The organism is Limnohabitans sp. Hippo4, assembly GCF_003063605.1.
Classification (GTDB): domain Bacteria; phylum Pseudomonadota; class Gammaproteobacteria; order Burkholderiales; family Burkholderiaceae_C; genus Limnohabitans_A.
In genome coordinates this window covers 282,270-294,701 of the sequence record NZ_NESE01000004.1, presented here as the reverse complement: position 1 = coordinate 294,701, position 12,432 = coordinate 282,270, and the positions used below count along the sequence as shown (strand labels likewise).

13 protein-coding genes are annotated in these 12,432 nt (G+C 53.7%); 7 read left to right on the top strand and 6 right to left on the bottom strand.

Annotated features, from left to right (window positions below):
* The 7 genes from B9Z46_RS12365 to B9Z46_RS12335 all read left to right on the top strand — a co-directional run.
* Window positions 1–574: energy transducer TonB (locus tag B9Z46_RS12365; protein WP_108256845.1), on the top strand; the 574-nt coding region annotated here is incomplete at its 5' end.
* A gap of 72 nt (window positions 575–646) precedes the next feature.
* A complete protein-coding gene (locus B9Z46_RS12360) occupies window positions 647–1,513 on the top strand; it encodes a MotA/TolQ/ExbB proton channel family protein (RefSeq protein WP_108256843.1) in 867 nt (288 codons plus the stop codon).
* 63 nt (window positions 1,514–1,576) lie between these two features.
* The gene (locus tag B9Z46_RS12355) at window positions 1,577–1,990 is read left to right on the top strand and encodes a biopolymer transporter ExbD (protein WP_108256841.1); all 414 of its coding nucleotides are present in this window, start codon (window positions 1,577–1,579) and stop codon (window positions 1,988–1,990) included.
* A gap of 12 nt (window positions 1,991–2,002) precedes the next feature.
* Window positions 2,003–2,434, top strand: a complete 432-nt coding sequence (locus tag B9Z46_RS12350; protein ID WP_055359251.1) for a biopolymer transporter ExbD — start codon at window positions 2,003–2,005, stop codon at window positions 2,432–2,434.
* 19 nt (window positions 2,435–2,453) lie between these two features.
* A complete protein-coding gene (locus B9Z46_RS12345) occupies window positions 2,454–3,419 on the top strand; it encodes a glucokinase (RefSeq protein WP_108256839.1) in 966 nt (321 codons plus the stop codon).
* A gap of 9 nt (window positions 3,420–3,428) precedes the next feature.
* Window positions 3,429–4,394 carry an alpha/beta hydrolase gene (locus B9Z46_RS12340; RefSeq protein ID WP_108256837.1) on the top strand — a complete coding sequence of 322 codons (966 nt, stop codon included), beginning with the start codon at window positions 3,429–3,431 and terminating at the stop codon, window positions 4,392–4,394.
* Between the two features lie 61 nt (window positions 4,395–4,455).
* Window positions 4,456–5,655, top strand: coding sequence for a cation:proton antiporter (locus tag B9Z46_RS12335; RefSeq protein ID WP_199220603.1), 1,200 nt, complete (start codon window positions 4,456–4,458; stop codon window positions 5,653–5,655).
* Here the strand turns inward: B9Z46_RS12335 and B9Z46_RS12330 are convergent.
* From B9Z46_RS12330 to B9Z46_RS12305, 6 genes are all read right to left on the bottom strand, one after another.
* Entirely contained in the window at window positions 5,643–6,617 is a 975-nt protein-coding gene (locus B9Z46_RS12330) for a tripartite tricarboxylate transporter substrate-binding protein (protein ID WP_055359253.1), read from the bottom strand. The genes B9Z46_RS12335 and B9Z46_RS12330 overlap by 13 nt on opposite strands.
* Before the next feature lie 168 nt (window positions 6,618–6,785).
* Window positions 6,786–8,048 (bottom strand): phenylacetate--CoA ligase family protein, encoded by a 1,263-nt coding sequence (locus tag B9Z46_RS12325; RefSeq protein WP_108256835.1) that lies wholly within the window; start codon window positions 8,046–8,048, stop codon window positions 6,786–6,788.
* Window positions 8,049–8,073: 25 nt separating this feature from the next.
* Window positions 8,074–8,883, bottom strand: coding sequence for an ABC transporter ATP-binding protein (locus B9Z46_RS12320; RefSeq protein WP_108256833.1), 810 nt, complete (start codon window positions 8,881–8,883; stop codon window positions 8,074–8,076).
* A gap of 100 nt (window positions 8,884–8,983) precedes the next feature.
* Window positions 8,984–10,306, bottom strand: a complete 1,323-nt coding sequence (locus tag B9Z46_RS12315; RefSeq protein ID WP_108256831.1) for an ABC transporter substrate-binding protein — start codon at window positions 10,304–10,306, stop codon at window positions 8,984–8,986.
* Window positions 10,307–10,372: 66 nt separating this feature from the next.
* Window positions 10,373–11,449, bottom strand: coding sequence for a branched-chain amino acid ABC transporter permease (locus B9Z46_RS12310; RefSeq protein WP_108256829.1), 1,077 nt, complete (start codon window positions 11,447–11,449; stop codon window positions 10,373–10,375).
* Window positions 11,450–11,493: 44 nt separating this feature from the next.
* Window positions 11,494–12,423, bottom strand: coding sequence for a branched-chain amino acid ABC transporter permease (locus tag B9Z46_RS12305; protein ID WP_108256827.1), 930 nt, complete (start codon window positions 12,421–12,423; stop codon window positions 11,494–11,496).
* Window positions 12,424–12,432: the final 9 nt, after the last annotated feature.

The window sequence follows — 12,432 nt, the reverse complement described above, 5'->3', positions numbered from 1 at the left end:
CATTTCTCTGAGTGGCCTGCCTGCAGCTGTGTACCATCTCTACGCCGTTGACTTGGCGGGTAATGTCTCGGTGCGCAGTGCTGAATCCTTTGAAGTCACAGCAGACCCCACACCCACGCCGCCGCCCCCGCCCCCTCCACCTCCTAAGAATTTGCCGCCCCCACCGCCCGCGTACGTTCCCCCCGTGGAAGTGGCCGTCGCTGCACCAACACCTGTGAACGCCATTGCTGCGGTGTCCAATACGCCCCAGCCCGTTGCGCCACCTTCGCCTATGCCTGTTGCCGCTGCGGCGCCAGTGGTAACAGCCGCGGTGATCAGCGCATCTAGCTGCGAAAAGCCTGAGTACCCCAGTGCCTCCAAGCGCCTGGAAGAAGAGGGCACGGTGACGCTGAAGTTCTTGGTGGGCGCAGATGGCAAGGTGATCGAGTCTGCCGTTGAAAAGTCCTCAGGCTTTAGGCGCCTGGACGAAGCCGCACGTGCGGGCTTGTCCAAGTGCCAATTCAAGCCTGGCACGGTGGACGGTAAGCCTCAGCAAACCTGGGCCAGCATGAAATACACCTGGCGCTTGGAATAAGCCCATCACCATCCAACACATTTGTTGAACATTTTTTAAATTTAATTGAATTCGTTTCAGAGGAGTCTTTCCATGATCAAGCAACTCAAAACTCTCGTCCTGGCCATCGGTTTGGTGGCAGGCCTTGGCCTGGCCAGCGCCAGTTTCGCAGCCAAGCCCAAGGAGGCTGCACCTGCTGCTCCCGCCGCTGCAGCCCCAGCGCCAGAAGCGGCTGCACCTGCTGCCGCCCCCGCACCTGCAGCGCCTGCTGAAGCAACGGCCGCACCCGCTGCTGGCGCGCATGACGAAAATCCTTATGGCTTGGGCGCTTTGTGGGCCCAAGGCGACATCGTGGCCAAAGGCACTTTGCTGATCTTGGTGCTGATGTCCATGGGTTCTTGGTACGTGATCATCACCAAGTTCTTTGAGCAGTCCAAAGCTGCCAAGTTTGCAACAGAAGCCAAAGACAACTTCTGGACTGCTTCTTCTTTGCGTCAAGGCGCTGACGGCTTGGCCGAAGACAGCCCCTTCCGTTTTATTGCAGAAAAAGGCCTTGAGAGCGCCAACAAGCACACGGGTTTGCTCGGTGCCGTTGACTTCAACACATGGACCACACAAAGCATTCAGCGCGCCATTGGCAACGTTCAAAGCCGCATGCAAGACGGCTTGGCTGTGCTCGCCACAGTGGGCTCTACTTCTCCCTTCGTCGGTTTGTTCGGCACGGTTTGGGGTATCTACAACGCGCTCGTGAAAATCGGCATGTCCGGTCAAGCTTCCATTGACAAAGTGGCCGGCCCCGTGGGCGAGTCTTTGATCATGACCGCCATCGGTTTGGCTGTGGCCGTGCCTGCAGTGCTGGGTTACAACTGGCTGGTTCGCCGCAACAAAGCTGTGATGGAAGACGTGAACGCATTTGGTTCTGACTTGCACTCTGTGTTGCTGGCTTCTAGCAACAAGTAATTCGAAACTTGTTGTGTAGACAAACCAAGATTCACTCAAACTCAAAATACTGAGAGGCCAATTATGGCAATGAGCGTCGGTTCAGACAAAGACGATGAGATCATGAACGAGATCAACACCACGCCCCTGGTGGACGTGATGTTGGTTTTGCTGATCATCTTCTTGATCACGATTCCGGTGGTGACAACGTCCATCAAGGTGGACTTGCCCAAAGAGAAAAACATGGTGCGGGAGACCAAGCCAGAAAACGTGATCATCTCTGTGGATGTGAAGGGCAAGATCTTCTTGTACGACACGCCCATTAAAAATTCAGACGACTTGCTCCAGCGCATGAAGAAGTTTGCGGTCATGAAACCCCAGCCTGAAGTTCAGATCCGGGGCGATGGCAAGAGCGACTTTGAGTCGGTGGGCCGAGTGATGTATGCGGTGCAGCGCGCCGGCATCACCAAGGTCGGGTTCATCACTGAGCCACAATAAAGGAACAAGATCATGGGAATGAACGTCGGTTCAGGCTCTGGCAGCGACGAGCCAGAAGTCATGATGGAGATCAACACCACGCCATTGATTGACGTGATGTTGGTGCTGTTGATCATGTTGATCATCACCATCCCTGCACAGTTGCACTCTGTGAATTTGGACATGCCGGTGTCCACACCGCCCACAAAAAAAGTGGAACCTGTGGTGATCAAGATTGATGTGGACGCCAACAGCGTGATCAATTGGAACGGTCGACCCGTAGCTGGCCGCGCCGATTTGGAAGCGAAGTTGACAGAAGCCTCTGGTCTTCAGCCGCAACCTGAGTTGCACATTCGCTCACACGCCAAGGCCAAGTACGAATCTGTGGCACTGGTGATGGCCAGTGCACAGCGATTGGGCTTGAACAAACTGGGCATCGTGGGATCCGAGCAGTTTGTGAATTGAGCTTTTGAAGATTTGATTTGTGACTGATACGTTTCCGCGTTTATTGGGAGATGTGGGCGGTACCAACGCCCGATTTGGATGGCAAGCCAGCGCGCACACCGGCATCGAACATGTTTTGGTCTTGCCGTGTGCGGCCTACGACACCCTGGAAGCCGCCATCCGCACGTACCTTGAATTAAAAAACTTGCCCATGCCACGCGTCGGCGCCTTGGGCATTGCCAATCCCATCACCGGCGATGTGATTCGCATGACCAATCACCATTGGTCTTTCTCAATTTCTGACATGCAGCGCAGTTTGGGCCTGGCGCAACTGAAGATCATCAATGACTTCACCGCTTTGGCCTTGGCTCTGCCCTCCATTCCGCCTGAAAACTTGGTGCAAGTGGGTGGCACGGTGGCGCAAGCCTTCGCACCCAAAGCGCTGATTGGTGCGGGAACAGGTTTGGGCGTTTCAGGCTTGCTACCCACCGATGCCAATGACCACTGGGTGGCCATTGCGGGGGAAGGCGGCCATGTCACCTTGGCCGCTCAAAACGACACCGAGTACCGCGTGATTGAACTCATTCGCCAGCGCTATGGACATGTGTCTGCCGAGCGCGTGCTGTCGGGTCAAGGTTTGGTGGACTTGTATTTGGCGATGCGGCAGCTTCAAGGACACCCGCCCACGGAAGTGACCAGTGCTGCCGACATTACCCATTTGGCCTTGAAAAACAAAGATCCATTGGCCTTGCAGAGTCTCCAAATGTTTGCAGGTTTTTTAGGGTCCGTCTCGGGTGATTTAGCACTCACCTTGGGTGCCTTGGGTGGCGTATATTTAGGCGGCGGCGTTGTACCGCGGTGGCTGGGCTGGTTTGAGTCTTCTGTATTTAGAGAACGTTTTGAAGCCAAGGGCCGATTTCGCGAGTACCTCAAAGACATTCCGGTTTACGTGATCAATGCAGCCGAATCCCCTGCTTTATTAGGTGCTTCCAGATCTTTGAACTGAGTAGGCACCATGCGCTACGCCCACTCGCTCATCGCATTTTTCACATCTGTTCTCACGCTTCTGGCAAGTGCACTGGTACCCTTAGGTGGCCATGCTCAGCAAAGTGCTCAGGTGTTACCGCAAGCTGAAACTGGGCGCATCGAAAGATTGGCTCATTTCCCGTCCCAGCATGTGGATGCGCGACATGTGGATGTTTGGTTGCCTGACAATTTTGAGTCGCTGAAAGCTTCAGGGCAGCGTTTCAATGTGATTTACATGCACGATGGGCAGATGCTTTTCGATGCAAAAATGACTTGGAACCAACAAGCTTGGCGGGTAGACAAAACCATCACACGGCTGATGCAGTCTGGGCAAATTGGCCCCACATTGGTGGTGGGCGTTTGGAACAATGGCAAGTACAGGCACAGCGAGTATTTTCCTCAAAAGTTTTTGCAACATCTCCTGCCTGGTCCACGCCAATTGCAGTTGGAAGCTAATTTACAAAACAAACCACAAGCGGATGCGTATCTGCGCTTTTTGGTGGAAGAACTCAAGCCCGTCATTGACCGTCATTACCCCACCTTGGTAGGGCCAGCCCATACAGTGGTGATGGGCTCAAGCATGGGCGGCCTCATTTCTGTTTATGCCTTGAACGAATACCCGCACGTTTTTGGCGGTGCTGCAGGGCTATCAACACATTGGATCGGTCGCTATGAAGCCAATTCACACATTCCACTGGCGGCCTATGTATACCTGCGCGATCACTTGGCACCACCTCAAGGCCACAAAATTTACCAAGATCACGGCACCACAGAGTTGGACGCGCTTTATGCGCCCTATCAAAACTTTGTCAATCAAATCATTCGGGACAAAGGCTATGTAGAGCAAGGCGCACAGACTAATTTCATGACTCGGGTTTTCGACGGCACTGGCCACAATGAAAATGCATGGGCCGCGCGACTTGAAATACCTGTGTTATTTTTATTGGGCAAATGACCACGGCAAGCAGCAGCTGAACCTGCGCCCATCCAACGCCGCCCCCTATCGACTGCATTCCATGAACACCACTGAGATTTATCTAATCGCCATGGGCATCGTGTTTACAGTGCCCTACTTGATTTGGCGCTTGGGTCGTACCGAACAGGTCGCGCCTTTGGTTGTCGTCCAAATCATCACGGGCATTCTGTTGGGACCAGGCGTGTTGGGGAATTTGTTTCCAGCGTATTACCAATTTGTCTTCAACCCTTCTGTGGTTCAGTCCTTGAACGGCGTGGCCTGGTGGGCGGTGATGCTGTTTGTTTTCCTAGCGGGCATTGAACTCGACTTGAGCCAAGCGTGGGTCGCCAAAAAAGAGAGCGCACTGACTGCAGGCTTGGCTTTGTTGGTGCCTTTGATTTTTGGCGCAGCTGCAGCGAGTTTCATCAACTCGGGACAGATGGGTGCAGGGTGGACAGGGCCCTTGGCCAAAGACTGGCAGTTCACCACGGGCGTGGCCATGTCTTGCGCAGTGACTGCCTTGCCCATTCTCATTTTGCTGATGGAAAAACTTGAAATTTTGAGGCAACCCCTGGGCCAGAGAATTTTGCGTTATGCAAGCTTGGATGACATTGCCATTTGGGGCGTGCTGGCACTGATTCTGATGGACTGGGAGCGCATGGGCAAACAGGTCTTTTTCTTGCTGGCCTTTGGCGTGTTGAGCTGGGTTCTGCGTCGCTTGATGAAAGCCATACCTGCAGCAGATCGATGGTACGTGGCCTTGATTTGGCTCATTGTGTGTGCTTTGGGCGCCGATTGGTCGGGCCTGCATTTCATGGTAGGGGCATTTTTGGCAGGGGTGGTGATTGATGCCAAATGGTTTGATCAAGCACAAATGGACCTGCTGCGAAAGCATGTCTTGTTGGTCATGATGCCCGTGTTCTTTTTAAGCACGGGGCTGAAGACCAACTGGGCCATCGGCGGCACCTTGGTTTTTGTTGCGGCAGCTTTGTTGCTGCTGGCTTCTGTCGCTGGTAAGTTGCTAGGGGTTCGATTGGCTGGCCGTATTTTGGGTTGGCCCGCTGGCGAGGCGTCTGTGATTGGATGGTTGCTTCAAACCAAAGCCTTGATCATGATTATTTTTGCCAACATCTTGCTCGACAAACAAATCATTTCTTCCGCCACCTTCACAGCGCTGCTGCTGATGGCCGTTGCAAGTACGATGCTCACCACCCCCGTGGTGAGCCCGAAGCTAATGCGAATGAAGAATCAGTCGGCGTAAACACCTGCTGCTTTGATGATGGGGCTCCATTTTGCAATTTCAGCCGCCACGAATTTCTTGTGCTCTGCAGGTTCTACGCGTTTGTCGGTGACAACCACAGCACCCAAGCCTTCTTGCTTCTTGATGAACTCAGGATCTTTCAAAGCCACTTTGAGCGCCGCATTGATCTTGGCGAGAACATCGGGCGGTGTGCCTTTGGGCGCATACAAACCGTGCCAAATGGTGACTTCAAAACCTTTGAGACCTGCTTCTTGCATGGTGGGCAAATCTTTCAGTGCAGGCGTGGTCAGGTGCTTGCTGGTGGTCACCGCATAGGCTTTGACTTTTTTGCCTTCGATTTGGCTGGTGGTGTTGGTGGTTTGATCGCACATCAAATCAATTTGGCCACCCATCAAATCGGTCATGGCAGGCGCGGTGCCTTTGTAAGGCACTGTGGTCATGTCGACTTGAACGGCATTTTGATACAGCAAACCGCACAGGTGTGAGGCTGAGCCTACACCCGCATTGCCCAAATTGATTTTGCCTTTGTTGGCGGTTACCCAAGCGCTCAACTCTTTGAAGTTGTTGGCGGGCAAGCTGGGCTTGCCAATCAGCGTCATGGGCACGTCATTGACCATGCCAACGTATTCGAAGTCGCTGTCAACTTTGAAGGGAATGTTGCGAACCAATGTGGGCATGGTGGCCATGCCGATGTGGTGCAAGAGCAAGGTGTGACCATCGGGGGCTGCTTTGGCAACTTTGTTAGCGCCAATGGAACCACCGGCACCGGCAGCGTTGTCGACCAACAGCACAGCGCCGCCCAAAGGCGCGCGCATGGCTTCTGCCAAATCGCGGGCGACGCGATCGGTTGGACCGCCTGCAGCAAATGGCACCACGAAGGTGATGGGCTTAGAGCCCGGGAAATTTTGAGCGTGTGCCACCAGCGACAAAGCTGCGGCTGCAATTACCAGGATGCGTTTCATCTAAAACTCCTTATCTAGAACCTTTAGTGTAGTGTGCCATAGCAGCCCCCTTACCCCGCGGAAACACTAACTCCTGTAACAGAAAAGGGCTTCATTCTTGACAAATGAAGCCCTTTTGCGTCAGATCAAGGTCATCGCCAGCCTGGCCAGCCACCACGCGATAGCAGCTTACTGATAACTGCGCGCATCCTCAATGACTTTGCCGTCATTGGCCAAGGTCCCTGGGGCCACCAACAGGACGTCACTGCGCAACTTAGTGATGTCGCGAATGGCTTCTGCAATTTGCGCTTTGAGTTCGGCCTCGCCTTGGCCAGCCGCCTGGGTTTCGACATGCAAGGCCATGCTGTCATTGGCCATTTCGCCTTGCACCACCAAACGGGCCTTCAAGGCCGCCGGAAAGCGCTTGACCACTTCGGCCACTTGACCAGGGTGCACAAACATACCGCGCACCTTGGTGGTTTGATCTGCACGTCCCATCCAACCCTTGATGCGCTGGTTGGTACGGCCGGTAGGGCAAGGGCCACTCAAGATGGCCGACAAATCGCCGGTGCCAAAACGAATCAAAGGATAGTCGGGGTTCAAGCTGGTAATGACCAGTTCGCCCACTTCACCTTCAGGCACAGGATCGCCGGTACCGGGGCGCACAATTTCAACGATCACACCCTCATCGACGATCAAACCTTGTCGGGCGCTGGTTTCGTAGGCAATCAAGCCCACATCGGCGGTGGCGTAGCACTGATAAGCATTGACACCACGCTCGGTCATCCAATCGCGCAGGCTCGGTGGAAAGGCTTCCCCAGACACCAAGGCCTTTTTCACAGAAGGCAAGGCCACGCCCATTTCCGCCGCTTTTTCGATGATGATTTTCAAGAAGCTAGGCGTACCGATGTAGCCCGCAGGCTGCAACTCGGCCATGGCTTGGACTTGCTGTTCGGTTTGACCAATGCCGCCGGGAAACACGGTACAGCCCAAAGCATGTGCACCCGACTCCATCATGGATCCTGCTGGCGTGAAGTGGTAGCTGAAACAGTTGTGAATCAGTTCACCCGATTTGAAACCGGCTGCCGCAATGGCGCGGGCCATGCGCCAGTAATCGGCGCGCGCACCTTCTGGCTCGTAAATCGGGCCTGGGCTAGAGAACACGCGAGGCATGTTCTTGCCATAAGCAATGGCACTGAACCCACCGAACACACTGTGGCCTGCAGCACGTGAGGCTTTTTGTCTTTCCAACAGTTCGTATTTGCGAACTACTGGCAACGCGGCCAAAGCTGCGCGTGAGGTGATGTCTGCTGCGTTGATGCCTTTGAGGGCATCTGCAAAGGCAGGTGCATTCTTTTGAGCATGCGCGATTTGGGTCGGCAACGCTGCCAACAAAGCCGCTTCGCGTTCTGCAGGCGCGCGCGTTTCCAATGCATCCAGGTGCGTATTCATAAAATTCCTTTGAATGTTTGGAAAATTAAGCCAGCCAGCGCTTGCGACGTTTGTAGCTCTTCACATCTTTGAAGCTCTTGCGCTCGCCACCGCCCATGCCCAGGTAAAATTCTTTCACGTCTTCATTCGTGGCCAAATCTTTTGCCGCACCATCCATCACAATGCGGCCGCTTTCCATGATGTAGCCGTAGTCTGAGTACTTCAAAGCCATGTTGGTGTTTTGCTCAGCCAACAAGAAGGTCACTTTTTCTTTGGTGTTCAGATCGCGAACAATGTTGAACACTTCTTCCACGATTTGAGGCGCCAAGCCCATAGAGGGCTCGTCGAGCAACACCATGCTGGGGTTGGTCATGATGGCACGGCCAATGGCACACATTTGTTGTTCACCCCCGGAGGTGTAAGCGGCCTGTGACGTGCGACGTGTTTTGAGGCGGGGAAAGTAGGTGTAGACCTTTTCCAAATTAGCCGCAATTTCGCCTTTGTCTTTGCGCGTGTAAGAACCCGTGAGCAGGTTCTCTTCAATGGTCAAGTGCGCAAAGCAGTGACGGCCTTCCATGACCTGCACCACGCCGCGCTGCACCAAATCTGCGGGCGACAAATTCTCAATACGCTCACCGCGCAACTCAATCGAGCCCTTGGTGACCGCACCACGCTCGCCTTGCAACAAGTTGGACACGGCGCGCAAAGTGGTGGTTTTACCTGCACCATTACCGCCAAGCAAAGCCACGATGCTGCCTTCTGGCACTTGCAAAGACACGCCCTTTAAAACCAAGATGACGTGGTTGTAAATGACTTCAATGCCGTTGACGTTGAGAACAATATTTTTAGCGTCCATGATGACCCTGCTCAATGAATTTGAAACTCCACCTCAAACCTGCACGCAGGTCTGAAGAAGAGGGGCGGCATTTGAAAATGCCACCCGCTCCTGTGTCAGATTAAGACTGGCAGTCCGCAGGTGTGCGGCGTGTCAGTTTTTTCTCTGCAGCGTACTTGTCAGCAAATTGCTTCACGAGTGGCTTGATGATGGAGGTGTCAGCTTCGATCCAATCAGAGCTGTAGTTCCATTTTTTGCCGTCCCATGTGTGCAAGCGAGCCGTGCGTGAACCTTCGTGGTCGAGGCATGAAGTGCTCAGGGGCTTCATGACTGTGTCTAGGCCAAGTTTCTTCAGGGCTTTGTCGTCCATGTTCAAGTTTTCCAGACCCCAACGGATTTGGTCGCCATTGACCACTTTGCCTTTGCCGAAGCGCTCTTGCGCAGCGCGCACGCCTTCAACCGCCAGGGCAGCACTCACCAAACCACGGTTGTACAAAGTGGTGCCCACTTCGTCAGCGGGGCCGGTGCCTTGCTTCTTGTCATGCACGTGCTTCTTGATGTCTTCCAACACTTTTCCACCAGGGCCAGTGGCTACCAAGCCAGAGTAACCTTTGGCAGCTTCGCCCACGTCTTTGACGTCGGGTTCAGCAGCAGACCACCATACACCGTACATCTTGTCGCGGGGGTAACCTGTGGCCACGGCTTCTTTCAAAGCAGCAGAGTTCATCACACCCCAGCCCCACAACAACACGTAGTCGGGGCGGGATTGACGAATTTGCAACCACGTGGCTTTTTGCTCCACGCCTGGTGCTGTCACGGGCAACAATTGCAAGTCATAACCTTGCATCTTGGCGCGCTCTTGCAACAAAGGAATAGGCTCTTTGCCGTAGGGGCTGTCGTGGTAAACCAGGGCAATCTTCTTGCCCTTCAAGTTGCCGTTTTCTTTCTTGGTAAGGTGCTGCATGATGATGTCAGCGCCAGACCAATAGGTGCCCATTAAAGGGAAGTTCCACTTGAACACACCACCGTCGCTAGACTCTGAACGGCCATAGCCGCCAGTGATCAAAGGGTTCTTATCGGCCGGTGCTTTTTCAGTCAAAGCGAATGTGATGCCAGTTGACAAGGGTTGGAAGATGCCGCCTTGTGCTTTGCCTTTCAGGCGCTCGTAGCATTCAACACCGCGGTCGGTGGCGTAGGCTGTGTCGCACTCTTCAAAAGTGATCTTCACGCCGTTGATGCCGCCATCACGGGCATTGATCAACTTGAGGTAGTCGGCATAGCCGTTGGCCCATGGCACACCGTTGGGTGCATATGCACCTGTACGGTAAGGCAGCACGGGGAAGAATTGTTCTTTGGCTTGTGCATAGGCAGCAGTGCTGACCAATGCGCTGGAAGCAGCCGCAGCCACCACCGATGCAGCTAGAACGAGTTGACGAAGCTTCATGGTTTGTCTCCTGTTGAAAATTAAAAAGAAGCAGTGAAAAAACTTAGATGGACATCTGCAACGAACTTAGTGAGGGAACGGCCAAACGCGCATTTTTTGCTTACCCACACTCCACAATTTGGCCAAGCCGTGGGGCTCCACAATCAAGAACCACACAATCAAAGCGCCAAAAATAATTTGTTCCGCGTGCGTCAGCGCAGCCGTGCTGACCTCAACACCCACCAACGAGCCTAGAACTGGCAAAACAATGTTGATGGCAATGGGCAAAATCACAATGAAGGCTGCACCAAAGAAGCTGCCCATGATGGAGCCCATACCGCCCAAAATGACCATGAACAACAGTTGGAATGAACGGTCGACTGAGAAGGCCGCTGGCTCCCAAGAGCCCAAATGAACAAATGCCCACAATGCACCCGCCACACCCACAATGAATGAGCTGACCGCAAACGCGCTGAGCTTGGCGTACATGGGGCGAATGCCAATGACGGCAGCAGCAACGTCCATGTCACGAATGGCCATCCACTCACGACCAATGGCACCACGCACCAGGTTTTTGGCCAACAAGCCAAACACCACCAAGACACTTAAACAGAAAATGTATTTCTGCAAAGGCGTGACCACATCAAAGCCAAAGGCTGTGAGGTTGGCCACCGATGCTGTGCCAGAAGCAGAGTCGTTGGTAAACCACTTGATGCGCAAGAAAGCCCAGTCGCAAAAGAACTGTGCAGCCAAGGTGGCCACAGACAAATACAAACCCTTTACGCGCAAGCTGGGAATGCCAAAGAAGATGCCCACCAGCGTGGCAAAGAAGCCACCGACCAACAAGGCCGCCACCAACGGAATGCCCTCTAAGCGAACCCAGCAGTTAAAGGCAGCATAAGCACCCACCGCCATGAAAGCGCCTGAACCCAAAGAAATCTGGCCGCAGTAACCCACCAAGATGTTCACGCCCAAAGCGGCCAGCGACAAAATGAGGAAAGGGATCAGAATGGCGCGCATCATGTACTCGTCGGCCAAGAAAGGCACCGCGAGAAATGCAAACGCAACGATGAGCAAAACACCCCAGCGGTCTTGCGCGATGGGGAAAATTTGCTGGTCAGCTTTGTAGCTGGTTTTGAATTGGCCGTTTTCTCTGTAAAACATAAATTCTTTCTGCGATCGTGAATGTTCAGTGCTTGCGTTTGGGTTTAAACGCGATCGATGATCTTTTCACCAAACAAACCTTGAGGGCGGACGAGCAAGAAACCCAAGGCCAGCACATAGGCAAACCAGATTTCAATGCCGCCACCTACATAAGGGCCCAAGAAAACTTCAGACAACTTTTCGCCCACACCGATGATGAGGCCACCAATGATGGCGCCAGGGACAGAAGTCAAACCGCCCAAAATCACCACAGGCAGTGCGCGCAACGCGACCGTCGACAGTGAGAATTGCACGCCCAATTTAGAACCCCAAATCATGCCGGCCACCAAGGCCACAATGCCTGCCACACACCACACAATGACCCAGATGCGGTTCAAAGGAATACCAATCGATTGCGCCGCTTGGTGATCATCGGCCACAGCGCGCAAGGCGCGACCAGTGGTGGTTTTTTGGAAGAACACGCTGAGGCCTGCCACCAAAACTGCCGCAATGGCCGCTGCCACCAGGTCTTCTTGGTTGATCATGATGCCGCCTTCAAAGGCTTTCTCAAATGCCATCAAAGGTTCTTTGGGCATGCCAATGTCGATCTTGTAAATGTCGCTGCCAAAAATGGATTGGCCCACACCGTCCAAGAAATAGGTAATGCCCAAAGTGGCCATCAACAAGGTGGTGCCTTCTTGATTGACCAAATGACGCAACACCAAATACTCAATGACCCACGCCACGATGAACATGACGGCTGCAGCCAATGCAAAGGCAATCAGGTTGGCCGCCACAGAACTGGTGATGCCTGCATACGCAGGAATCCATTCAGCAAAACGCGCCATGGCCAAGGCTGCAAACAACACCATCGCGCCTTGCGCAAAGTTGAACACACCCGAGGCTTTGTAAATGAGCACGAAGCCCAAGGCCACCAAGGAATAGAGCATGCCGGCCATCAGACCGCCAATCAAGGTTTCAAGAAAAAATCCCATTTTGCTGTC

What these genes read in the sequence shown, in the direction of transcription:
- B9Z46_RS12360 (WP_108256843.1), top strand. Translation starts at nt 647, where the DNA reads ATGATCAAGCAACTCAAAACTCTCGTCCTGGCCATCGGTTTGGTGGCA.
- B9Z46_RS12355 (WP_108256841.1), top strand. Translation starts at nt 1,577, where the DNA reads ATGGCAATGAGCGTCGGTTCAGACAAAGACGATGAGATCATGAACGAG.
- B9Z46_RS12350 (WP_055359251.1), top strand. Translation starts at nt 2,003, where the DNA reads ATGGGAATGAACGTCGGTTCAGGCTCTGGCAGCGACGAGCCAGAAGTC.
- B9Z46_RS12340 (WP_108256837.1), top strand. Translation starts at nt 3,429, where the DNA reads ATGCGCTACGCCCACTCGCTCATCGCATTTTTCACATCTGTTCTCACG.
- B9Z46_RS12335 (WP_199220603.1), top strand. Translation starts at nt 4,456, where the DNA reads ATGAACACCACTGAGATTTATCTAATCGCCATGGGCATCGTGTTTACA.
- B9Z46_RS12330 (WP_055359253.1), bottom strand. Translation starts at nt 6,617, where the DNA reads ATGAAACGCATCCTGGTAATTGCAGCCGCAGCTTTGTCGCTGGTGGCA.
- B9Z46_RS12325 (WP_108256835.1), bottom strand. Translation starts at nt 8,048, where the DNA reads ATGAATACGCACCTGGATGCATTGGAAACGCGCGCGCCTGCAGAACGC.
- B9Z46_RS12320 (WP_108256833.1), bottom strand. Translation starts at nt 8,883, where the DNA reads ATGGACGCTAAAAATATTGTTCTCAACGTCAACGGCATTGAAGTCATT.
- B9Z46_RS12315 (WP_108256831.1), bottom strand. Translation starts at nt 10,306, where the DNA reads ATGAAGCTTCGTCAACTCGTTCTAGCTGCATCGGTGGTGGCTGCGGCT.
- B9Z46_RS12310 (WP_108256829.1), bottom strand. Translation starts at nt 11,449, where the DNA reads ATGTTTTACAGAGAAAACGGCCAATTCAAAACCAGCTACAAAGCTGAC.
- B9Z46_RS12305 (WP_108256827.1), bottom strand. Translation starts at nt 12,423, where the DNA reads ATGGGATTTTTTCTTGAAACCTTGATTGGCGGTCTGATGGCCGGCATG.